General features: G+C 64.9%; 17 protein-coding genes. 12 read left to right on the top strand and 5 right to left on the bottom strand.

Features of this window, described 5'->3' with window-relative positions:
- Window positions 1-4: 4 nt before the first annotated feature.
- Both QA642_RS35050 and QA642_RS35045 read right to left on the bottom strand, forming a co-directional pair.
- Window positions 5-1,735: a bifunctional protein-serine/threonine kinase/phosphatase gene (locus QA642_RS35050; protein ID WP_283080967.1), complete on the bottom strand. Its 1,731-nt coding sequence runs from the start codon at window positions 1,733-1,735 to the stop codon at window positions 5-7.
- Window positions 1,736-1,802: 67 nt separating this feature from the next.
- Entirely contained in the window at window positions 1,803-2,642 is an 840-nt protein-coding gene (locus QA642_RS35045) for a formate/nitrite transporter family protein (RefSeq protein WP_283080966.1), read from the bottom strand.
- A gap of 679 nt (window positions 2,643-3,321) precedes the next feature.
- Between QA642_RS35045 and QA642_RS35040 the strand changes: the two genes are divergently transcribed.
- The 12 genes from QA642_RS35040 (at window position 3,322) to QA642_RS34985 (ending at window position 19,208) form a co-directional block, all read left to right on the top strand.
- On the top strand, window positions 3,322-4,638 hold the full coding sequence (locus tag QA642_RS35040) for a CmpA/NrtA family ABC transporter substrate-binding protein (protein WP_283080965.1): 1,317 nt from the start codon (window positions 3,322-3,324) through the stop codon (window positions 4,636-4,638).
- Window positions 4,639-4,702: 64 nt separating this feature from the next.
- On the top strand, window positions 4,703-5,599 hold the full coding sequence (ntrB, locus tag QA642_RS35035; RefSeq protein WP_283080964.1) for a nitrate ABC transporter permease: 897 nt from the start codon (window positions 4,703-4,705) through the stop codon (window positions 5,597-5,599).
- Between the two features lie 13 nt (window positions 5,600-5,612).
- Window positions 5,613-6,407: an ABC transporter ATP-binding protein gene (locus tag QA642_RS35030; protein WP_283080963.1), complete on the top strand. Its 795-nt coding sequence runs from the start codon at window positions 5,613-5,615 to the stop codon at window positions 6,405-6,407.
- 338 nt (window positions 6,408-6,745) lie between these two features.
- Complete coding sequence (locus tag QA642_RS35025; protein WP_283080962.1) at window positions 6,746-8,125, top strand: MFS transporter; 1,380 nt, start codon at window positions 6,746-6,748, stop codon at window positions 8,123-8,125.
- A 122-nt stretch (window positions 8,126-8,247) separates the two neighbouring features.
- Complete coding sequence (locus QA642_RS35020) at window positions 8,248-8,676, top strand: globin family protein (RefSeq protein ID WP_283080961.1); 429 nt, start codon at window positions 8,248-8,250, stop codon at window positions 8,674-8,676.
- A gap of 10 nt (window positions 8,677-8,686) precedes the next feature.
- Window positions 8,687-9,904, top strand: a complete 1,218-nt coding sequence (locus QA642_RS35015; RefSeq protein WP_283080960.1) for an FAD-dependent oxidoreductase — start codon at window positions 8,687-8,689, stop codon at window positions 9,902-9,904.
- 1 nt (window position 9,905) lies between these two features.
- Window positions 9,906-12,608, top strand: a complete 2,703-nt coding sequence (locus tag QA642_RS35010; RefSeq protein WP_283080959.1) for a nitrate reductase — start codon at window positions 9,906-9,908, stop codon at window positions 12,606-12,608.
- 136 nt (window positions 12,609-12,744) lie between these two features.
- Window positions 12,745-14,730, top strand: a complete 1,986-nt coding sequence (locus QA642_RS35005; protein ID WP_283080958.1) for a methyl-accepting chemotaxis protein — start codon at window positions 12,745-12,747, stop codon at window positions 14,728-14,730.
- Between the two features lie 278 nt (window positions 14,731-15,008).
- Window positions 15,009-15,911 carry an SMP-30/gluconolactonase/LRE family protein gene (locus tag QA642_RS35000; protein ID WP_283087039.1) on the top strand — a complete coding sequence of 301 codons (903 nt, stop codon included), beginning with the start codon at window positions 15,009-15,011 and terminating at the stop codon, window positions 15,909-15,911.
- A gap of 184 nt (window positions 15,912-16,095) precedes the next feature.
- The gene (locus QA642_RS34995) at window positions 16,096-16,935 is read left to right on the top strand and encodes an aldo/keto reductase (RefSeq protein WP_283080957.1); all 840 of its coding nucleotides are present in this window, start codon (window positions 16,096-16,098) and stop codon (window positions 16,933-16,935) included.
- 188 nt (window positions 16,936-17,123) lie between these two features.
- Window positions 17,124-18,068 carry a DMT family transporter gene (locus tag QA642_RS34990; protein WP_283087038.1) on the top strand — a complete coding sequence of 315 codons (945 nt, stop codon included), beginning with the start codon at window positions 17,124-17,126 and terminating at the stop codon, window positions 18,066-18,068.
- Between the two features lie 60 nt (window positions 18,069-18,128).
- A complete protein-coding gene (locus QA642_RS34985; RefSeq protein ID WP_283080956.1) occupies window positions 18,129-19,208 on the top strand; it encodes a zinc-binding dehydrogenase in 1,080 nt (359 codons plus the stop codon).
- On the opposite strand, the gene QA642_RS34980 is transcribed toward QA642_RS34985, so the two are convergent.
- The 3 genes from QA642_RS34980 to QA642_RS34970 form a co-directional block, all read right to left on the bottom strand.
- Entirely contained in the window at window positions 19,186-20,595 is a 1,410-nt protein-coding gene (locus tag QA642_RS34980) for a TAXI family TRAP transporter solute-binding subunit (RefSeq protein ID WP_283080955.1), read from the bottom strand. The genes QA642_RS34985 and QA642_RS34980 overlap by 23 nt on opposite strands.
- A gap of 46 nt (window positions 20,596-20,641) precedes the next feature.
- Window positions 20,642-21,562 (bottom strand): polyphosphate kinase 2, encoded by a 921-nt coding sequence (ppk2, locus tag QA642_RS34975; protein WP_283080954.1) that lies wholly within the window; start codon window positions 21,560-21,562, stop codon window positions 20,642-20,644.
- Between the two features lie 206 nt (window positions 21,563-21,768).
- Complete coding sequence (locus tag QA642_RS34970; RefSeq protein WP_283080953.1) at window positions 21,769-22,230, bottom strand: Lrp/AsnC family transcriptional regulator; 462 nt, start codon at window positions 22,228-22,230, stop codon at window positions 21,769-21,771.
- Window positions 22,231-22,237: the final 7 nt, after the last annotated feature.

The raw sequence follows: 22,237 nt of genomic DNA, 5'->3' as shown, positions 1-22,237 counted from the left end.
GGCGTTACCGCGCGTGCAGCAGCGCCAGCAGCACGATTACCGCGCAGGCAAGCACCGCCGAGGTCAGCTTCCAGAACATCAGCGGGCTGCGCTCCAGGAGCGGCGTGATCCGCGTGTCGAGATAGGCCGGATTGGGCGTGCGCAGCTCGAAGACGAATTCGGAGAGATCCTCATGCCGCTTGTAGGGATCGGGATGCAGCGCGCGACGGAGCGCGCCGTCGACCCAGGCCGGCACGTTGCGGTCGTCGTCCGCCGGGCGATATTTGAGCCGCCGCACGTCCGCCTTGCGCCGGATCCTCGCGACCTGAGTGCCATAGGGGAGCTTGCCGGTCAGCATCTGGTAGCAGATCACGGCCAGCGAGAACATGTCGGAGCGCGGCGAGCCGCCTTGCCCGAGAAAATACTCCGGCGCGGTGTACTGGACCGTTCCCAGGATGTCGTCGGTCTCGTCCGGCGGCGCGGCCTCGGCGACGCCGGCGACCCTGACCGAGCCGAAGTCGATGATCTTCGCGGTGCCGGTCTTGTCGATCAGGATGTTGTCGGGCCTGAGGTCCTGATGCAGCATCTCCATGCGGTGGAAGGCGCGCAGGCCCGCGGCGATCTGCTCGACGAGGCCGCGGACGGTTTCGAGATCGGGCCGCGGATTGTCGGTCATCCACTGCTTCAGGGTCTGCCCCTCGACGAATTCGGTCGCGACGTAGAGATAGCTGCGTCGCCGCGACTGTGACAACGGTTTGAGCACATGCGGGCTGTCGATCCGGCGCGCGATCCACTCCTCCATCAGGAAGCGCTTCAGGTAGGCGGCGTTGTCGCGCAGGTCGATCGACGGCAGCTTGAGCGCGACCGGCTGCTCGGTCTCGGTGTCGACGGCAAGATAGATGTGGCTGCGGCTGCTGCCGTGGATCTCCCGGACGATCCTGTAACCGTCGAAGATCGCCCGCGGCTCCGGCAATGGCGGAAGCGGCAGCTCCGCGGTCTGGTTGAAGATGCCCGAGGGCTCGCGCTGCGGCACCGCGTCGATGCGCAGGATCTGCACGGTGATGTTGTCGTCGCTGCCGCGCCGGTAGGCTTCCTCGACGATCGCCTTCGCCGCGGCGTCGAGCTCGGCTGCATGCTCGTTGATGGCGCTCGTGACGAAGCGCGGGTCAACGAATTCATAGGCGCCGTCGGTCGCGAGCAGGAAGGTGTCGCCGGCCTCGATCTCCAGCGCCTGGTAGTCGATCTCGAGCTGCGGATTGATGCCGAGCGCGCGGCCGAGATAGGTCTGCTCCGATGATACGATGATGCGGTGATCGTCGGTCAGCTGCTCGAGCGCCTTGCCGGCGACGCGGTAGATGCGGCAGTCGCCGACATGGAAGATGTGCGCGGTGGTCGCCTTGATGACCATGGCACTCAGCGTGCAGACATAGCCCTTGTCGCGGTCATAGGCATATTGGCTCTTGCGCGTCTGCGCGTGCAGCCAGGAATTGGTGGCGTCCAGCACGCGGCGGGCGGAGGTCTTCACCGTCCAGGATTGCGACGTGCAGTAATAGTCCATCAGGAAGCTCTTGACCGCCGACTCGCTGGCGATCTGGCTCACCGTGCTGCTGGAGATGCCGTCGGCGAGGACGGCTGAAATGCCCTTCAGGCTGAGCAGCGGCTCGTCCGGAATGAGGATACCGTGAAAGTCCTGGTTAACGGGCTTGCGACCCCTGTCGGAGTGCTGGCCGATCGAAATCAGGAGTCCGCGGGTCATCGTCGTCACCAAGGCGAAGAGAGCCTCACCCTAGCCGGGCGAGGCTCTCTTGTTGAGGTGCGTGCGATCAGGCCGCAACGCGGGGCGGCGTCACCTTGCCGGGCTGGCGCTTGGGCAGGGTCATGACATGCGTGGCGTAAAGGGTCATGCCGGTGAAGGCGAGGCCGCCGACGAGGTTGCCGAGCACGGTCGGGATCTCGTTCCAGATCAGATAGTCCATGATCGAGAACTTTGCGTGCAGCATCAGGCCCGACGGGAACAGGAACATGTTCACGACGGAATGCTCGAACACCATGTAGAAGAACACGAGGATCGGCATCCACATCGCGATGACCTTGCCGGGGACGGACGTCGAGATCATGGCGCCGACGACGCCGGTCGAGACCATCCAGTTGCAGAGCATGCCGCGCATGAACAGCGTCGCCATGCCGGCCGCGCCATGCGCGGCATAGCCCAGCGTCCGGCCTTCGCCGATATTGCCGATGGCGGTGCCGATCTTGTCGGGGTCCTGCGTGAAGCCGAAGGTCGTGACGAACGCCATCATGAAGGCCACCGTGAAGGCGCCGGCGAAATTGCCGAGGAAGACCAGGCCCCAGTTGCGCAGCACGCCACTGAGCGTGACGCCCGGGCGCTTGTCGATCAGGGCGAGCGGCGAGAGCACGAACACGCCGGTGAGAAGGTCGAAGCCCAGCAGATAGAGCATGACGAAGCCAACCGGAAACAACAGCGCGCCGACCAGCGGCTGGCCGGTGTTGACGTTGATGGTGACGGCGAACCAGGCGGCGAGGGCGAGAATGGCACCAGCCATATAGGCGCGGATGACCGTATCCCGGGTGGACATGAAGATCTTGGACTCGCCCGCATCCACCATCTTGGTGACGAATTCCGAAGGCGCGAGATACGACATCAATGGTTCCTTTTGCTTCGTAAGTGAGATCGACACGCCCCCGGAGGGAGCGCGGCTGAACGTCGTTTGGCCGTGCGAACGGTTCTGCCGCGCACGCGGGCTATGGAATGTCTGGAAGCTGCGGGAATCGCGTCACGAGGACTGAGCCGAGAAGGGCTGCGAAGCAGTTGAGCTCCCTGATGCAGCCGCCAGAGGCTGCAACGATGCGGCAAGCCGCAGTCATCGTTGACGCCGGTAGAAATGCAAGTTGCGTGCCGAGCGCGGCAATTCTGAAAGCTGAGGGATATCAGCGCGATCGCGCCCAATTGGATCGGGCCTTTGGACGCCCGTCGGCCTCTTGCATAAGCGACTGCACAAGACTTGTGCGCCGCACAAAGATTGAGCAGGCCGCAAATTCGGCGAGCGGATCTGACCTGCGGCAGGCTGGCGCAGAACCTCTAACCCGTTAAATAGGTTAGCCTTTTTGCTATCGCGGGCTTGGCATGAAGCTTGAATAGTTCCATGTCGACGCCATTGAAGCCGTCCCGCGAGACTTCTCATCCGACTTGCCGACGCCACCAGGCGGGGGTCTCCCCGCCGTGCGTTCGCATGCGCCAAAGACGGCGCCGCCGGACGGACGGGCTGCTCGTGAGCACAGACGCCATCAATTCTGCAACGACGCAAAAGGACGACACGACTCATGACCAAGCGCACCCGTGGGCCCTCGGAGATGGGCCTCAGCCGCCGGCAATTGTTGAAGGCCACCGGCTCGACCGCCGCTCTTCTCGCCGCCGCCAAGCTCAATTTCCCCGCCGGCGCGTTCGCGCAGGACGCAGGCCCCGAGGTCAAGGGCGCCAAGCTCGGCTTCATTGCACTGACCGATGCAACCCCGCTGTTCGTGGCGAAAGAGAAGGGCATCTTCGCCAAATATGGCATGCCCGATGTCGAGGTGCAGAAGCAGGCCTCCTGGGGCACGACGCGCGACAATCTCGTGCTCGGCTCCGAAGGCAACGGCATCGACGGAGCGCATATCCTCTCCCCGATGCCGTATCTGATCTCGGCCGGCAAGGTGACGCAAAACAACCAGCCGACGCCGATGTACATCCTGGCGCGGTTGAACCTGAACGGTCAGTGCATCTCGGTCGCCAAGGAATATGCCGACCTCAAGGTCGGCATCGACACCGCACCCTTCAAGACCGCGCTCGAGAAGAAGAAGGCCGGCGGCAAGGCCGTGAAGGCGGCGATGACCTTCCCGGGCGGCACGCACGATCTGTGGATCCGCTACTGGCTCGCCGCCGGCGGCATCGATCCGGACAAGGACATCGAAACCATCGTGGTGCCGCCGCCGCAGATGGTCGCCAACATGAAGGTTGGCACCATGGATTGCTTCTGCGTTTGCGAGCCCTGGAATCTCCAGCTCATCCATCAGGACATCGGCTACACCGCGATCACCACCGGCGAGCTCTGGGACAAGCATCCCGAAAAGTCGTTCGGCATGCGCGCGGCCTGGGTCGACAAATATCCGAAGGCGGCGAAGGCGCTGCTGATGGCGGTGATGGAAGCCCAGCAATGGGCGGAGAAGGCGGAGAACCGCGAGGAAGCCGCGGTGATCTGCGCCAAGCGCCAGTGGATCAACTGCCCGGTAGAGGACATCACCGATCGCATGAAGGGCAAGTTCGACTACGGCACCGGCCGCGTCGTCGACAACTCGCCGCAGCAGATGCGGTTCTGGAAGGATCAGGCCTCCTATCCCTTCCAGAGCCATGATCTCTGGTTCCTCACCGAGGACATCCGCTGGGGCAAGTACGAGCCCGGCTTCGACACCAAGGCGCTGATCGCCAAGGTCAACCGCGAGGACCTCTGGAAGGACGCGGCCAAGACACTCGGTGTCGCCGCTGCCGACATCCCGGCCTCGACCTCGCGCGGCAAGGAGACCTTCTTCGACGGCAAGGTGTTCGATCCTGAAAATCCGGCTGCCTATCTGAAGTCGCTCGCGATCAAGCGCGTCGAAGTCTGATGGAGCCCTGCGGCCGCCTTCGGGCGGCCGCATCGTCCTTGCGGAAAGCCGGAGAGGGATTTCGATGAACATGCCTGCTACGAAGATTGAGGTTGAGACCGCGACGCCTGCCGCGAGTGTCGCGCCGGTCGTTGCGATGACGCCAAAGCGTCCGCCGCGCGCGGAGAGCTACGCACGCATGGCGCGGGAGCTTGCCGTGCGCGTGATCCCGCCGCTGGTCGTGATCGTGCTGCTGACGCTGGTGTGGGAACTGGTCTGCCGCCGTGCCGGCTCTGCGCTGCCGCCGCCGTCAAAAGTGTTCAAGGACACCAGGGAACTTATCTTTGATCCGTTCTTCGACCATGGCGGCATCGACAAGGGCCTGTTCTGGCATCTGTCCGCCAGCCTCCAGCGCGTCGCGCTCGGCTATTCGCTCTCGGCGATCGCCGGCATCGCGCTCGGCGTGCTGGTCGGGCAGTCGGTCTGGGCGATGCGCGGGCTCGATCCGCTGTTCCAGGTGCTGCGTACCATTCCGCCGCTGGCTTGGTTGCCGCTCTCGCTCGCGGCGTTCCGCGACGGCCAGCCCTCGGCGATCTTCGTCATCTTCATCACGTCGATCTGGCCGATCATTATCAACACCGCGGTCGGCATCCGCAACATCCCGCAGGATTATCGCAACGTCGCGGCGGTGGTGCAGCTCAATCCGCTCGAGTTCTTCGCCAAGATCATGATCCCGGCGGCGGCGCCCTACATCTTCACGGGCCTTCGCATCGGCATCGGCCTGTCCTGGCTCGCCATCATCGCCGCGGAAATGCTGATCGGCGGCGTCGGCATCGGCTTCTTCATCTGGGACGCCTGGAACTCCTCGCATATCAGCGAGATCATCCTGGCGCTGTTCTATGTCGGCATCGTCGGCTTCGTGCTCGACCGCCTGATCGCGGGCCTCGGCAAGATCGTCACCCGCGGCACGGCGCAGAACTGAGGGAGAAGGGCACATGACCGCCTATCTGAAGCTCGATCACATCGACAAGATCTTTACCCGCGGCGCTGCGACGACCGAGGTGCTGAAGGACATCAATCTCACCATCGAGAAGGGCGAATACGTCTCGATCATCGGCCATTCCGGCTGCGGCAAGTCGACCCTGCTCAACATCATCGCGGGATTGACGGGCGCCACCACCGGCGGCGTGCTGCTGGAGAACCGCGAGGTCAACTCGCCGGGGCCCGACCGCGCGGTGGTGTTCCAGAACCACAGCCTGCTGCCGTGGCTGACTGTCTACGAGAACGTCAGGCTCGGTGTCGACAAGGTCTTTGCCAAGTCCAAGTCGAAGGCCGAACGCGACGCTTGGGTCATGCACAATCTGAATCTCGTGCAGATGGCGCATGCCAGGGACAAGCGTCCGTCCGAAATCTCCGGCGGCATGAAGCAGCGTGTCGGCATCGCGCGGGCGCTCGCGATGGAACCGAAGGTGCTGTTGCTGGACGAGCCATTCGGCGCGCTCGACGCGCTGACGCGGGCGCATTTGCAGGACTCGGTGATGGCGCTGCATCAGAAGCTCGGCAACACCATCTTGATGATCACACACGACGTCGACGAAGCCGTGCTGCTCTCCGACCGCATCGTGATGATGACGAATGGGCCGAGCGCGCGTATCGGTGAGGTGCTGGAGGTGCCGCTGGCGCGGCCGCGCAAGCGACTCGAGCTCGCCACCAACGCGACGTATCTGAAGTGCCGCCAGCGCGTGCTCGAATTCCTCTATGAGCGTCATCGCTTCGTAGAGGCCGCATAAACCAAAGGTTAATGCGCGAGACGAGCGCGCCTAAATATTTGACATCAAGCTCAATTCTTGTGCGCCGCACAAGGATTGAGCGAATCGCAAATTTAGCGTGCGGAATAGCGCTGCGAAGATTTCGGGCAATACGAATAACGCCCTGAAATCCCTGCATTTCCAGCGTGAGCGCAATTGGCACGGAAATTGAAACACCTTTTCCGACGCCAACGACGACGTCCCTCAACATCATCAATCAGCATCGTGAACTCGCCACCGAGGAGAAGCCCCGGAGCGTGCCTCCGTGACCGGAGGCTGAGCCTGCAACGACGCAGCGGTGAGCCTGGAAGGGATACTCAATGACGAAGAATCCGACTTGGATTTCAGATTGGCGCCCCGAAGACGAGGCGTTCTGGAATGCGACTGGCAAGACTATCGCGCGCCGCAACCTGATCTGGTCGATCGTGGCCGAGCATATCGGCTTCTCGGTCTGGCTGATCTGGAGCATCGTCACCACCAAGCTGCCGCAGGCGGGCTTCCACTACACCACCGACCAGCTGTTCCAGCTCGTCGCCGTGCCGGGCCTGATCGGCGCATTCATGCGCTTTCCCTACACTTTCGCAGTGACGACCTTCGGCGGCCGCAACTGGACCATCTTCAGTGCGGCGGTGCTGTTCATTCCGACGCTGTCGCTCGCCTATTTCGTCAGTCATCCCGACACGCCGTTCTGGCTGATGCTGCTGGTCGCCTCGACCGCCGGTCTTGGCGGCGGCAACTTCGCCTCCAGCATGACCAACATCTCCTTCTTCTTCCCTGACCGGATGAAGGGGTGGGCGCTCGGCCTGAATGCCGCCGGCGGCAATATCGGCGTCTCCAGCGTGCAGCTCCTGACCCCGATCCTGATGACGCTCGCCGTCATCAACCTGTTCCAGGCCTCCCCCGTCGACGGCATCTTCCTCCAGAACGCCGGGCTGATGTGGGTGCTGCCGATCGCGATCGCGGTGTTCGGCGCGGTGTTCTTCATGAACAACCTCACCACGGCGAAATCGTCGATCAAAAATCAGCTCGCGGTGGTCAAGCGCAAGCACACCTGGATCATGGCCTATCTCTATATCGGCACGTTCGGGTCCTTCATCGGCTACTCCGCGGCGTTCCCGCTCCTGCTCAAGACGTTGTTTCCGTCGGTGACGATCTCGATCGCCTTCCTCGGCCCGCTGGTCGGCTCGCTATCGCGTCCGCTCGGCGGCTGGCTTGCCGACAGGATCGGCGGCTCCATCATCACGTTCTGGAATTTCATCGTGATGGCGGGTGCCACGGTCGGCGTGGTCTATTTCGTCGGGCAGAAGGATTTCGTCGGCTTCCTCTCGATGTTCCTGATCCTGTTCGTGACCACGGGCATCGGCAACGGCTCGACCTACCGCATGATCCCCTCGATCTTCCGCGAGCAGAATCTGTTCAGGGTGCGCGGCAAGGGCGATGTCGCGCGTGCGGCTGCCTTGAAGACCGCGAGCATCGAGAGCGGTGCGGCGGTCGGCTTCATCGGCGCGGTCGGTGCCGTCGGCGGCTATCTGATCCCGAGCGGTTTCGGCAAGTCGATTGCCATGACCGGCGGGCCGCAGCTCGCGCTCGCGATCTATCTCGGCTTCTACGCCTCGTGCCTGGCCTTGACCTGGTGGTTCTATTTGCGTCGCAGCCCGCAGGGCGAAGGCGCGCCAAGCCTTGCCGAAGCGCGTGTCTAGCACTTGGTATGAAAATCGCTTCTCCCCGTACGCGGGGAGAAGCCGCTCTGATGACGTTTGACCCATGAACCTTGTTCGCAACGGCGCGGACAAAGGCAGACCGAAACAGACAGGAGACCATCATGACGCCTCAGCAGATCGCCCTCGTGCAGCAAAGCTTTTCCAAGGTCGCGCCGATTTCGGAAGCAGCCTCAAAACTGTTCTACGACCGCTTGTTCGAAGTGGCGCCGTCCGTGCGCGCGATGTTTCCCGAGGACATGACCGAGCAGCGCAAGAAGCTGATGGCCATGCTCGCCGCCGTCGTTGGCGGCCTGTCGAATCTCGAGACGATTCTTCCCGCGGCCTCCGCGCTCGCCAAGCGCCACGTCGCCTACGGCGCCAAGGCCGAGCACTATCCCGTGGTCGGCGCGACCTTGCTGTGGACCCTGGAGAAGGGTCTTGGCGAGGCCTGGACGCCCGAGCTCGCAACCGCCTGGACCGACGCTTACGGCGTCTTGTCCGGCTACATGATTTCCGAGGCCTATGGCGCGCAGGCGCAGGCCGCCGAATAGGAGATGCCTTGTGAGTGAACCGCTGGTCATCGTCGGTAACGGTATGGCGGCCGCGCGGCTTGTCGATGAACTCGCCAAGACCGCACTCGGCCGCTACGCGGTTGCCGTCATCGGCGATGAGCCGCGGCTCGCTTACAATCGCGTGCTGCTCTCCTCCGTGCTGGCCGGCGAGACCGGCTCGCACGAGATCGAGCTCAGGCCGGCCGACTGGTGGCGTGAACGCGGCGTCACGGTGCGCTACGGCTATCGCGTCACCGAGATCGACACCGGCCGCCGCGAGCTCAAGATCGCAGGCGAAGAGAGCATGGAATATTCCAAGCTTGTGCTCGCCACGGGCTCGACGCCGCTACGGCTCAACGTGCCGGGCGCCGATCTTGCCGGCGTGCACACCTTTCGCGACACGCGCGATGTCGACCTGCTGCTGACGCTCGCGGCCGCGAAGAAGCGCGTCATCGTGGTCGGCGGCGGCCTGCTCGGACTCGAGGCCGCCTACGGCCTCGCCAAGGCCGGCGCGCCGGTGACGCTGCTGCATCTGATGGACCGGCTGATGGAGCGCCAACTCGATGGAACGGCCGCTGATCTCCTCAAGACGCTGGTCGAGCGCAAGGGCATCCGCATCCTGCTCAATGCCTCCACGGCGCGCATCCACGGCGACGGTCATGTCGAAGCCGTCGAGCTCGCCGACGGCAGCCGCATCGAGGCCGATGCCGTGATCTTCGCGGCGGGCATCAAGCCGAACATCGCGCTGGCCAAGGAGGCCGGTATCGCCGTCAACCGCGGCATCGTCGTCAACGACGAGATGCAGACGGCTTCGCCCGACATCTACGCGCTCGGCGAATGCGCCGAGCATCGCGGCACCTGCTATGGCCTGGTCGAGCCCGCCTACGAGCAGGCGCGGGTGCTGGCGCGGCATCTCGCCGGCAAGCCCGCCGCCTATCAAGGCAGTGTGGTCTCGACCAATCTGAAGGTCTCCGGCGTCAGCGTGTTCTCCGCCGGCGATTTCATGGGCGGCGAGGGCAGCGAGAGCCTCGTGCTGACCGACCGCAGACGCGGCACCTACAAGAAGCTCGTCATCGCGGACGGCCGGCTGACCGGCGCTGTGCTGATCGGCGATACCGTCGATGCGCTCTGGTATCTCGAGCTGATTCGCAATCGCGAGAAGGTCGCTGCGATCCGCGCCGACATGATGTTCGGCCGCACGCTTGCCCTTCCGTCCAAGGCAGCCTGACATGACGGCGATCGACCCAAACCTTCGAGCCACCCGAACGACCTGCCCCTATTGCGGCGTCGGCTGCGGCGTGCTGGCAACGCCGGACGGCAAGGGCGGCGCGGCGATCGCGGGCGATCCTGATCATCCCGCCAATTTCGGCCGGCTGTGCTCGAAGGGCTCCGCGCTCGGCGAGACCGTCGGGCTCGAGAGCCGGCTGCTCTACCCGATGATCCGCTGCAAGGGCGTGCTGGAGCGCGTCGCCTGGAGCGATGCGCTCGATCACGTCGCCCACCGCATGCAGCATATCGTGGCGCGCGATGGCGCAGATGCGGTCGCCTTCTATCTCTCCGGCCAGCTCCTCACCGAGGATTATTACGTCGCCAACAAGCTGATGAAGGGCTTTGTCGGCACCGCGAATGTCGACACCAATTCGCGGCTCTGCATGTCGTCCTCGGTCGCCGGCCACCGCCGCGCCTTCGGCGCCGACACCGTGCCCGGCTGCTACGAGGATCTCGACCAGGCCGATCTGCTGGTGTTCGTCGGCTCGAACGCCGCGTGGTGCCACCCCGTGCTGTTCCAGCGCATGTTGAAGAACAGGCAGGAGCGCGGCGCGCGGATGATCGTGATCGATCCGCGCCGCACCGACACCGCGAGCGACGTCGACCTGTTCCTCGGCCTCAAGCCCGGCACCGACACTGCGCTGTTCTCCGGCCTGTTCGTCCATCTCGCCGACAATGGCGCGCTCGACAAGGACTACATCGCGCAGAACACCAGCGGTTTTGACGATGCGCTGGCGCGCGCACGCAACATCGCCGGCAGCGTCACCGCGACCGCGTTGGCCACGGGACTCTCCGAGGCGGACGTTGCCACCTTCTTCAGGATGTTCCGCGACACCGAGAAGGTCGTCACGCTCTATTCGCAGGGCGTCAACCAGTCGGCGCAGGGCACCGACAAGGTCAACGCGATCCTGAACTGCCATCTCGCCACGGGCCGGATCGGCAAGCCAGGCGCCTCACCGTTCTCGCTGACCGGCCAGCCCAACGCGATGGGCGGCCGCGAGGTCGGCGGTCTTGCCAACATGCTCGCCGCACATATGGGCTTTACGCCGCCGGACATCGACCGGGTCAGGCGGTTCTGGAAGGCGCCGCGCATCGCCACCCATGAGGGGCTGAAGGCGGTGCAGCTGTTCGAGGCGATCAACCGCGGCGAGGTCAAGGCGCTGTGGGTGATGGGCACCAATCCCGCGGTGTCGCTGCCCGATGCGGATTTCGTGCGCGAGGTGCTGAAGAAGCTCGAACTGTTCGTGGTCTCCGAGAACGTGCTCTCCAACGACACCGTCGAGGCCGGCCCGCATGTGCTGCTGCCGGCGCTCGCCTGGGGCGAGAAGTCGGGCACGGTGACCAATTCGGAGCGGCGCATCTCGCGCCAGCGCTCGTTCCTGCCGGCGCCGGGCGAGGCGCGGCCGGATTGGTGGATCCTCAGCGAGACCGCCAAGCGTCTCGGCTTCGGCGACAGTTTTCATTACAAATCCGCCGCCGATATTTTCCGTGAGCATGCCGCGCTCTCGGCCTTCGAGAACGATGGCAGCCGCGATTTCGACATCGGCGCGCTGACGTCGCTCTCCGACGAGGGCTTCGACGCCTTGCAGCCGGTGCAGTGGCCGGTGCGCGAAGGCGGGCTGCCCGGCGAGCGCTTCTTCGCGCAAGGCGGCTTCTTCACCAATGACGCCAAGGGCCGCTTCGTCGCACCCGAGGTGCCGTCGCTGCGCGGCGAGACCGGGCCGTCGCGCCCCCTCAGGCTCAACACCGGCCGTATCCGCGACCAGTGGCACACCATGACGCGCACCGGCCTCAGCCAACGGCTCGGCGCGCACCTGCCCGAGCCCTTCGTCGAGATCCATCCTGACGATGCCGGCAAATACGGCATCGTCCATGACAGCTATGCCCGCATCACCACCGATTACGGCCAGTGCATCCTTAAAGTGGTCGTCAGCGAACGCCAGCAGCGCGGCACGCTGTTCGCGCCGATCCACTGGAGTGCGATGAACGCCTCGCACGGCCGCGTCGGCGCGCTGGTACAGTCGTTCACCGATCCGTTCTCGGGTCAGCCGGAGTCCAAGGCGACGCCTGCCGCGATCACGCCCTATGAGTACGTCTTCCGCGGCTTCGCGTTGTCGCGCAAGCAGCTCGAGCTGCCGCAAAACCTGTTGTGGACCCGCGTCACGGTTTCAGACGGCTTCGGCTATCTCTTCGCCGACAACGCCGATCTGTCGCGCTGGCCGGCTTGGCTCGATGGCGTCGCCGGCGAGGACGTGGCCGAGTATCGCGACTTCGGCGGCGGCGTCTATCGCGCAGCCTCGTTCGCGGGCGACCGCATCGAGACCTGCCTGTTCGTCGGACCCGCGCACGACGCCGGCGACTGGGAGGTGGTGAAGAGCCTGTTCGTCGCCGATCACGTCACCGACGAGCAGCGCCGCATGCTGTTGTCAGGCAAGTCCAGCGAGGGCGGCGCCTCGACCGGCCCGATCGTCTGCGCCTGCTTCGGCGTCGGCCGCGGCACCATCTGTGACGCTATCTCATCCGGCGCACGCACGGCGGCCGAGATCGGCGCAAAGCTCAAGGCCGGCACCAATTGCGGCTCCTGCATCCCCGAGCTGAAGCGCCTGATCGCGACGACCGAGGCGCCGGCGAAGCAGGCCAAGCTGGCGGGGGCGGCGGGCTAATCCGGCCATTCTCCGGCTGGAAAGGGGGACCTTAGCCGTGAGCGGCGGCGCCCGCCTGGTGGTTGCCGGAATGTTAAGCAATTCCAGCCAAAATGGATCAATTTTTGCGAATTGATACTTTCGGGGCTGGGAACACATGTTTGGCAGACTTCGGTCGGCGCGCCGCTTCCAACTGCGGAGCTTTCACCTTGGCCTGCGCACGCAGGTGCTTTTGCTGGGCGTGACCGGCGTCCTCATGGTGGGCGTGATCTATTTTGCCGGCCGGCAGATCGAGGATCGCAGCCGTGCAACCGCCGACCGCTTCACGAAGCTGGAATCCGAAACCGCGCGCCTGTCCGAGAGCCTGTTGCAGGGGCGCGAACTCGCCACCAATTTCCTGCAGAAGCCGACCGACAAGAAGGTCGCCGCGCATGACGAGACGTTGCGTGCGGCCACCGGCCATCTGGCGGCAGTCGAGGAGATCGCCGGTGCCCTTGCGGAAGACGATCCGCTGCGCAAGGCGCTGTCGTTCCGCCCCGTCATCGCCAGCTACAACACCCGCTTCGCCAATGTGGTCTCCGCTCAGAAGCTCGTCGGCTTCAACGAGAATGACGGGCTGCAGGGCAAGCTGCGCGCGGCCGTGCATTCGGTCGAGAGCAAGCTCAGGACATTCGAGCGGCCGCGGCTGTCCGTCCTCATGCTGATGATGCGGCGGCATGAGAAGGATTTCATGCTGCGCGGCGACGAGAAATACGGCGACGAGTTGACCAAGCGCGCCGGCGAATTCCTGACCGAGCTTGGCAAGTCCGATCTGCCCGACGACGCCAAGGCCGAGATCAAGAAGCTGATCGACAGCTACAAGACGAGCTTCCTCGCCTTCATGGCCGGCCAGAGCACGCTCAATGAGGAGGCCGAGGATCTCGCCCAGATCTACGATCGGCTGCGGCCAAATCTGGAGACCGTCAGGACCGCGGCCGGCAAGCGCCTCGAGGCCGTCAGCGATGAGCTCGTGGTCGTGCATCGCTATGTGGTCTGGTCCATCGCCATTACCGTCGCCGTGATGATCGTCATCGCGTTCTGGTTCGGCCGCCGGCTGACCGCACCGCTCACCCGCATGGTCCTGGCGATGGAGCATCTGGCGAATGGCGATCTCGACCGTCCGATCGAGCAGGTCGCGCGCCACGACGAGATCGGCAAGATCTCGACGTCGCTCGCCGTCTTCCACCACAAGCTGCTCGAGAACCGGCACATGGCCGATGCCCGCGAGCAGGCCAAGCACGATGCGGAAGCCCAGCGCAAGCAGGGGATGCTCGAGATTGCCGACCGGTTCGAGGCGGCGGTCGGCAGCATCGTCAATGCCGTCACCGCGGCGTCGTCCGAAATCGAGCTGGCCGCCAATGGATTGACCAATACGGCGGAGGGGACCAATGCCCTATCCGCAACGGTCGCTGCCGCATCCGGACAATCGTCGGCGAGCGTCCAGTCGGCGGCCGCCGCATGCCAGGAGATGGTGACGTCGGTCGGCGAGGTCGGCCGGCGGGTCGCGCAGTCACACGAGGTGGCGCTCGCGGCCGTCGCGCAGGCCAACCGGACCAACAGCCAGATCGATGCGCTCTCGCAGACCGCCGACCGCATCGACGAGGTCGTGCGCATGATCTCGGCGGTGGCCGGGCAGACCAATCTGTTGGCGCTGAATGCAACGATCGAAGCGGCGCGCGCCGGCGAGGCGGGCAAGGGCTTCGCGGTCGTCGCCTCGGAGGTGAAGGCGCTCGCTGGCCAGACCGCAAAGGCGACCGACGAGATCGGCCGTCAGGTCGCGCAGATCCAGTTGGCGACGCGGCAGTCGGTGGACTCGATCAAGGAGATCGGCGGCACCATCGAATCCATGGCGGACATTGCATCCTCGATCGCCGCTGCGGTCGAACAACAGGGCGCCGCCGCACAGGCGATCGCGCGCGACGTGCAGCAGGCGGCGCAGGGCGCATCCGAAGTCTCCACCAGCGTCGAGGATGTCAGGCGCGGCGCGTCCGAAACCGGCGCCGCCGCCGGCCAGGTGCACGGCGCAGCGCTCGCGCTGCTCGACGAAAGCAAGCGTCTCGGCAGCGAGGTCGATCAGTTCCTGGCCACGGTGCGCGCGGCCTGAGACGGGCTACGGGCTACAAGACGGTCTCGTGCCCCGGACGCTGCGCAGCACGAAGTGGTGCGCTGCAGAGCCGGGGCCTATCTAACAGCAGAGTGTTTGTCCCTTATGGATCCCGGCTCTGCGCAGCAACGCTGACGCGTTGCAGCGCGTCCGGGACACGAGAGTCGCGCGGGCCGGTACCGCTCGCCAACGCAGCCATGCTCGTTGCCCCAATCGACGCGCCCGCGATTGTGCCTTATGTTGCTGCGCTCTCCCTCTCAGCAATCATAACAATCATGATGTACCTGGAAACGCCGCCGCGCCTGATCGAAACAAGACTCTTCTCGGCCATGCCCGACACATTCCGCCGCAAGGGTGTGCGGACGGATTGGGCCGATGCCAACCGGCCGGGTGTGCCGACCGACAGCTTCATCGAAGGCCCTTCGTTCGACAAGGACGGCAATCTCTACATCGTCGACATTCCGTTCGGCCGCATCTTCCGGATCGCGCCCGGTGGTGAGTGGTCGCTTGTGATCGAGTATGACGGCTGGCCGAACGGATTGAAGATCGCCGCCGACGGCCGCATCCTGGTGGCCGACTACATGCACGGCATCATGGAGCTCGACGCCAAGGCCGGCCGCATCACGCCGGTGCTGACCGCGCGTAACTCTGAGTCTTTCCGCGGCTGCAACGATCTGCATCTTGCGTCGAACGGCGACATCTTCTTCACCGATCAGGGCCAGACCGGCCTGCATGATCCGAGTGGTCGCGTCTACCGGCTCGCACCGAACGGGCGGCTCGACTGCCTGATCGACACCGGCATCAGCCCCAACGGTCTGGTGCTCGATCCCAGCGAGACCGTGCTGTTCGTCGCGATGACGCGCGACAACGCGGTGTGGCGGCTGCCGTTCATGAAGGACGGCAGCGTGTCGAAGGTCGGCCGCTTCTGCTCACTGTTCGGTACCAGCGGCCCTGACGGCATGACCATGGACGCGAAGGGCCGCCTGTTCGTCGGCCACGCTTCGCTCGGCCACGTCTTCGTGTTCGCGCCGAATGGCGAGTTGATTGCGCGGATCAAGTCGTGCGCCGGGCCGAACTGCACCAATGTCGCAATCGGTGGCGCGAACAGGGATCGGCTCTATATCACGGAGTCAGCGACCGGCAGCGTGCTGGTCGCTGATATCGGCGGATTGAACTCTTGAGCGCGCGGCTTTTCGCCTCTCCCCGCGTGCGGGGAGAGGCCGCAGTTGCGCGAAGCGCAAATGCGGGTGAGGGGGACTCTCCACGAGTCCAACTGCTACCTTGATTGCGGAAGCAGCCCCTCACCCCAACCCTCTCCCCGTAAGAACGGGGAGAGGGGAAGAAACATCGGAGTTCGGAGCGAACATGAACACAAAACCTTTCGGCAAGACCGGCGCCAATGTCTCCGTCATCGGGCAGGGCACATGGTATCTCGACCATGGCGATCCCAAGCGCGCGATCGCGGCGCTGCAGCGCGGGCTCGATCTCGGCATGACGCATACCGATACCGCCGAGATGTATGGCGATGCCGAGCTCGTGATTGCGGACGCGATCGCGGGCCGGCGCGACGAGGTGTTTCTGGTGTCAAAAGTGCTGCCGAGCAATGCCTCGCGTCGCGGCACCATCACGGCCTGCGAGCGCTCGCTGAAGCGGCTGAAGACCGATCGCCTCGACTGCTATCTCCTGCACTGGCGTGGCTCCTATCCGCTGGAGGACACCGTCGCCGCATTCGAGGAGCTGGTGACATCGGGCAAGATCAAATCCTGGGGCGTGTCCAATTTCGACGCCGACGATCTCGGCGACATTCTCGATGTCGCCGGCGAAGGGAAGATCGCCTGCAATCAAGTGCTCTATCACCTCAAGGAGCGCGCGATCGAGCATGCGGTGATCCCGTGGTGCGGGCAGCACGGCGTCGCCGTGGTCGCCTATTCGCCGTTCGGCCATGATGATTTCCCTGACGCGCGCAGCAAGGGTGGCGCTGTGCTCGCGCAGATCGCGGAAGCGCGTCGTGCGACACCGCGTCAGGTCGCGCTGAGCTTCCTCACCCGTGCGACTACGGTGTTCGCGATTCCGAAGGCGTCGTCCGCGGAACATGCCGGCGAAAATGCGGCCGCCGGCGATCTCGTGCTGACGAAGGAGGAGATTTCGGCGCTCGATGCGGCGTTTCCGCGCGGTCCGAAGCCGCGCAGCCTGCCCATGTTGTAGTGCACAAACCTCCATTATTAATGGAGTATTGACGCGCGCGGACGTGAGCGCATATCGGCATCCTGTTTTCGGAAGTTGTGAAAGCGGCGCTTTTGTCGTTTTTTACGATCGTTCCCGAATCGTCGTTTTCCCAGGTTCCAGCCGTGACCCCGCCGCCCGCCGCAGCCGCAAGGCTCGACAGTATTCCTATGCCTTCCGTGCCCGAGAAGAAGCAGGAGGCTCGCCGCGCGCCTGCGCGCGTCGATCATCCCTTCAAGGGCATTGCGCTGGTGCTGCTGTCGACGGTGTTTCTCGGCTGCTCCGACGTCACCTCGAAGTATCTGTCGTCGAGCCTGCCTTCGATCGAGATCACCTGGATCCGCTTCGTCACGTTCGCGCTGATGTTCCTGCCGGTGATGCTGCCGGGTTCGCCGCTCCATGCGATGCGGACCGAGCGATTGGGCTTGCAGATCATGCGCGGCACGGCGCTGCTCGGCTCCTCGCTCTTCTTCATCACCGGCGTGAGTTACCTTCCCATTGCGGAAGCTTCCGCGACCGGATTCGTTTCGCCGCTGTTCGTTACCGCGCTGTCGATCATCTTCCTGAGCGAAAAGGTTGGCATGCGCCGCTGGATCGCGACCGCGATCGGCCTGATGGGCGTGATGATCATCATTCGCCCGGGCTCGGCTGCTTTCCATGTCGCGGCGTTCTTTCCGATCGTCTCGGCGTTCTGCTGGGCTGCCGCGCTGATCATGACCCGCATGATGAGCGGGCGCGAGGCGGTTCTCACCACGATGGCCTATTCCGCGCTCACGGGTGTTGCCATCATGTCCGTGATGGTGCCGTTCGCCTGGGTGACACCCAGCTGGACGGCGATTGGGCTCGGCATCGTCGTCGGCGTTGCCTCCACCGTGGGGCAGTGGATCGTCGTGCTCGCCTACCGTTATGGCGATGCCTCGGTGTTGGCGCCGTTCTCCTACACGCAGTTGCTCTGGGTCAGCATTCTCGGCTTCTTCATCTTCGGTGAGCTGCCGGATATCTGGACCATCACTGGTGCCGCCTTCATCGTCGCCAGCGGTCTCTATATCGCCCATCGCGAGCGCATCCGCCGCGCCCAGCTCCTGGTGCTGGAAGAGCGTTCCCCGAACCCCTGACGCAAGTCCGCGTACCCTGATACGTGCTATCAACGGCTCCAACGACAGGGGAGGAGCCGGATGCGTGCTGCGATTTTCAGGAACGGTGAGATTGTCGTCGGCCAGATGGCGGAGCCGACGCCCGGTCCCGGCCAGGTGCTGGTCAGGACGCTCGCCTGCGGCATCTGCGGCTCCGATTTGCACGCCCGCCAGCACGCGCCACGAATGGTGGAGATGGCGAAGAAGACCGGGCGAACGCCGATGGATCTGTCGCGCGATGTCGTGTTCGGCCACGAGTTCTGCTGCGAGATCGTCGACTACGGCCCAGGCACCGAACGTCGGCTCAAGCCGGGCACGCACGTCTGCTCGCTGCCCGCGCTGCTGACAGCGGAGGGCATCAAGGGCATCGGCTATTCCAACGACTTCAGCGGCGGCTATGCGGAGAGAATGATCTTGAGCGAGCCGCTCCTGCTCGAAGTGCCCAACGGTCTTGCGCCGGAACATGCGGCGCTGACCGAGCCGCTCGCGGTCGGTGTCCACGCCGCGGCGAAGGCGAATATCGGGGGCGACGAAGTGCCCCTCGTGATCGGTTGCGGCCCGGTCGGGCTCGCGGTGATCGCGGCGCTGAAGATCAAGGGCCTGCATCCGATCGTCGCCGCCGACTATTCGCCGGCCCGGCGGGCGCTCGCCGCAAAGCTCGGTGCGGACGTCGTGGTCGATCCCAGGGTGTCGCAGCCTTATGCGACCTGGGCCGAGCACGCCCAGATGTCGGACACCGAGAAGGCGGCGCGGCCGCCGTTCCAGGCCATGCTGCCGGCGCTCAAGCCTGCGATCATCTTCGAATGCGTCGGCGTGCCCGGCTTGCTCCAGCAGGTGTTCGAAGGCGCACCGCGCGATGCGCGCATCGTCGTGGTCGGCGTCTGCATGGAGGCCGACAGAAACGAGCCCATGCTCGGCATCATGAAGGAGCTGAGCGTCCAGTACGTGCTCGGCTACACACCGGACGAGTTCGCAGCGTCGCTGCGCCTGATCGCGGAGGGGCAGGTGGATGCCGCGGCGATGGTGACGGCGGAGGTCGGTATCGACGGCGTCGCCAAGGCGTTTGCCGACCTCGCCAATCCCGAGGCCCATACCAAGATCATCGTGCAGCCGTGGAGATAGGCACCGGCTGAAGCGCGCCGCCGCCCGGCTTTGCGGGCGCCTCCGCGATCACGGCGCGGCGGTCGACGATCGCCTGGTGGAACTGCGCCAGCACGAGACCGAAGGCGGCGAGGTCGCCGTCCTCGATGGCGCCGTCCTCGTGACAGGCCAGCGTCTCGCGCAGGATCTCGTCGGCGGCGCCCTGCATGGCCGCAAGGTCGTCGAGCGAGGTCGCCTCGCGCACGCTGGAGATCGCCGTCAGCAGCCGGTCGCGATGCAGCGCGTTGAGGCTGCGCTCCTCGCGCCTGAGATAATGGCGCAGCCACGCGGCGACCGAGCCGAGGCCGGAGAGCAGCAACACCACACCCCAGATGTAGTCGCTGTACTTGTCCATGAAGCTGCGCTCGTTGCCGTCGATATAGGCGGCAGCTCCGGGATGGGCCGGCAGCGCGGCGTCCTTGTCGGTGTCGGGCTTCTGGATGTGGCTGGCGCCGGGCAAATCCTTCGCGAGCGACGGCCGGACCGCGAACAGCTCGCGGGTGAAGGCTGCGACCGTGTCCTCGGACAATGACGCGGGCGCGACGATCAGCTGGTTGACCGCGATGGTGTCGATCTTGTCGTCGGGCCGCTGCGGCGTCGTGGCAAACGCGCTCGCCGGAATCTCCTCGGACTCGTAGAGCGGATGCCGCTCGGCAATGGCGTCGGAGACGTCGACGGAGAGGAATTTGGGCTCGCCGCGCAGCCGCGCGGTCGTGGCTATCGTGCTGGCGATGACCTTGTCGTCGAGCGCGCCCACCATCATGAAGGCGTCGAGCGCGACATCCTGGGTCATCTCGGAGATGCGGTCGGTGCCGAACTGGGTGATCGTCACCTTCTGCGGATTGACGCCGGACTCGGCCAGGATGACGCGCAGCAGGTCGGGATTGGCATCGCCGAGGCCGACGACGCCGACGCGGCGTCCGCCGAGCGATGCGATCTCCGTGACTTTGGACCGCGCTGCGCCCTTGCGCCCCGTCGGCGCCCACAGCACCACGAAATTCCGCCGCAGGATCGCGACCGAATTGGTCTCGGGCGGGATCGCGAGATCGCCGCGCGCCACCGCAAGGTCCGCCTTGCCGGTGCCGAGCAGATTGAGACTTTGCAGCGTGCCGTCGGTCTCGATCGGGACAAGGCGTATCGCGCCGCCCTTGGTCTCGAACGCCTTCGCCAGCGCCGCGATAAGCGTCTGGTCGTCGCTGCCGGCGGGTCCCACGGCGATGCGCAGCGTGGCCGGCTGCCAGGCCCAATAAGACAAAGCGAGCGCAACCGTCAGCACCGACAGCGCGCTCGCCAGCGCGAGCCACGGGCTGAGGCGATTACGGCGGCGGGTCGAGTCCCTGGTCACGCTCAGATCGCTCGGCACGGGCATCGCGCTGTCCTCGTCCGGGCTGGCCTGCCGCTAGCGGCAGGCGCCGTCAGTATTTCGCCGGCACGTACATCTCCGGCGGAATCGGGCCGCGGTGATAGTCGGGATTGCGCACGCGCTCCGGCAGCACCACCGGCACGTGCGCCACTTCCTGGTATGGGATCTGGCTGAGCAGATGCGAGATACAGTTGAGCCGGGCGCGCTTCTTGTCCACGGCATCGACGATCCACCACGGAGAGTCCGGCAGATGCGTGTGCTCCAGCATGGTCTCCTTGGCCTTGGTGTAGGCCTCCCAACGGGTGCGGGCTTCGACGTCCATCGGGCTCAGCTTCCATTGCTTCAGCGGGTCGCGGATGCGCATGGTGAAGCGGAACTGCTGCGTGTCGTCGGTGATCGAGAACCAGTATTTGACCAGGATGATGCCGGAGCGGATCAGCATTCGCTCGAACTCCGGCACGGTCTTGAAGAACTCCTGGTACTGCTCGTCGGTGCAGAAGCCCATCACGCGTTCGACGCCAGCGCGGTTGTACCAGCTGCGGTCGAACAGCACGATCTCGCCGCCGGCCGGCAGGTGGGACACGTAGCGCTGGAAGTACCACTGCGTGCGCTCGCGCTCGCTCGGGGCGGGAAGCGCCGCGACGCGGCAGATGCGGGGATTGAGGCGCTGGGTGATGCGCTTGATGACGCCGCCCTTGCCGGCGGAATCGCGGCCCTCGAACAGCACCACGACCTTCTTCTTCTCGCTGTGCACCCAGTCCTGGAGCTTGACCAGCTCGCCCTGGAGCCGCAGCAGCTCCCGGAAATAGAGCTTGCGGTCGACCGTCGGGTTCAGCGCGTCGGTCTCGTCCAGGAGCTCGTCGAGACGGGCATCATCCATCTCCATCTCCAGCTCCTCGTCGAGATCGTCGGCCATCTCCTGAATGATGCGCTCGCGCTTGGCGGTTTCGGAGGTGCGGTCGGATGCAGTCATGGTTGCGGTTCTCGGGTGGGGACGGTTGTCAAATGACCATCGGTGCCCTTTGTTTCATCCATGTGACAACGTCGCCTTTTGCTGCTTCGGAATTGCCCGGAGCCGCTCCTCCGCCGTCGTTGCGAGCGCAGCGAAGCAATCCAGCATCCCTCCGCGGAGGCAGTCTGGATTGCTTCGTCGCAAGGGCTCCTCGCAATGACAGTCTGTCACACCGGCAGCGCGATCGAATATTTCACCTGGCTCAGGGCAAAGCTGGACTCGATCGAGGCGATGCCGTCGAGCCGGGTCAGCTTGGTCTTGAGGAACGTCTCGTAGGAGGCGAGGTCGGCCGCCACCACCCGCAGCAGGTAGTCGCGGTTGCCGGTCATCAGATAGCACTCCAGCACCTCGTCCCATTTCGAGATGGCGCGGGCGAAGCGGTTGAGGTCCTCCTCCTTCTGCCGTGCCAGCTTGATCGAGATGAACACGCTGACATGCAGCCCCAGTGCCTTCTGGTCGACGGTCGCGATATAGCGCGAGATGACGCCGCGTTCCTCCAAGAGCTTGACCCGGCGGTGGCAGGGCGAGACCGCGAGCCCGACCTTGTCGGCAAGCTCCTGCATGGTCAGCCGGCTGTCGGTCTGCAGCAGCGCGAGGATCTTGCGGTCGATGGCGTCGAGGTCGGGCATTGGGATG

Origin of the sequence: Bradyrhizobium sp. CB2312 (assembly GCF_029714425.1) — a bacterium.
Classification (GTDB): domain Bacteria; phylum Pseudomonadota; class Alphaproteobacteria; order Rhizobiales; family Xanthobacteraceae; genus Bradyrhizobium.
The sequence above is the reverse complement of the archived record's forward strand: the minus strand, read 5'-3'. Positions and strand labels throughout refer to the sequence as shown.

Excerpts from the sequence above, each read along its gene's own strand:
- QA642_RS35030 (WP_283080963.1), top strand. The coding sequence starts at position 5,613 with ATGACCGCCTATCTGAAGCTCGATCACATCGACAAGATCTTTACCCGC.
- QA642_RS35040 (WP_283080965.1), top strand. The coding sequence starts at position 3,322 with ATGACCAAGCGCACCCGTGGGCCCTCGGAGATGGGCCTCAGCCGCCGG.
- ntrB (WP_283080964.1), top strand. The coding sequence starts at position 4,703 with ATGAACATGCCTGCTACGAAGATTGAGGTTGAGACCGCGACGCCTGCC.
- QA642_RS35010 (WP_283080959.1), top strand. The coding sequence starts at position 9,906 with ATGACGGCGATCGACCCAAACCTTCGAGCCACCCGAACGACCTGCCCC.
- QA642_RS35005 (WP_283080958.1), top strand. The coding sequence starts at position 12,745 with ATGTTTGGCAGACTTCGGTCGGCGCGCCGCTTCCAACTGCGGAGCTTT.
- ppk2 (WP_283080954.1), bottom strand. The coding sequence starts at position 21,562 with ATGACTGCATCCGACCGCACCTCCGAAACCGCCAAGCGCGAGCGCATC.
- QA642_RS34985 (WP_283080956.1), top strand. The coding sequence starts at position 18,129 with ATGCGTGCTGCGATTTTCAGGAACGGTGAGATTGTCGTCGGCCAGATG.
- QA642_RS34990 (WP_283087038.1), top strand. The coding sequence starts at position 17,124 with ATGCCTTCCGTGCCCGAGAAGAAGCAGGAGGCTCGCCGCGCGCCTGCG.
- QA642_RS35025 (WP_283080962.1), top strand. The coding sequence starts at position 6,746 with ATGACGAAGAATCCGACTTGGATTTCAGATTGGCGCCCCGAAGACGAG.
- QA642_RS35000 (WP_283087039.1), top strand. The coding sequence starts at position 15,009 with ATGTACCTGGAAACGCCGCCGCGCCTGATCGAAACAAGACTCTTCTCG.
- QA642_RS35045 (WP_283080966.1), bottom strand. The coding sequence starts at position 2,642 with ATGTCGTATCTCGCGCCTTCGGAATTCGTCACCAAGATGGTGGATGCG.
- QA642_RS34980 (WP_283080955.1), bottom strand. The coding sequence starts at position 20,595 with ATGCCCGTGCCGAGCGATCTGAGCGTGACCAGGGACTCGACCCGCCGC.
- QA642_RS34970 (WP_283080953.1), bottom strand. The coding sequence starts at position 22,230 with ATGCCCGACCTCGACGCCATCGACCGCAAGATCCTCGCGCTGCTGCAG.
- QA642_RS35020 (WP_283080961.1), top strand. The coding sequence starts at position 8,248 with ATGACGCCTCAGCAGATCGCCCTCGTGCAGCAAAGCTTTTCCAAGGTC.
- QA642_RS35050 (WP_283080967.1), bottom strand. The coding sequence starts at position 1,735 with ATGACCCGCGGACTCCTGATTTCGATCGGCCAGCACTCCGACAGGGGT.
- QA642_RS34995 (WP_283080957.1), top strand. The coding sequence starts at position 16,096 with ATGAACACAAAACCTTTCGGCAAGACCGGCGCCAATGTCTCCGTCATC.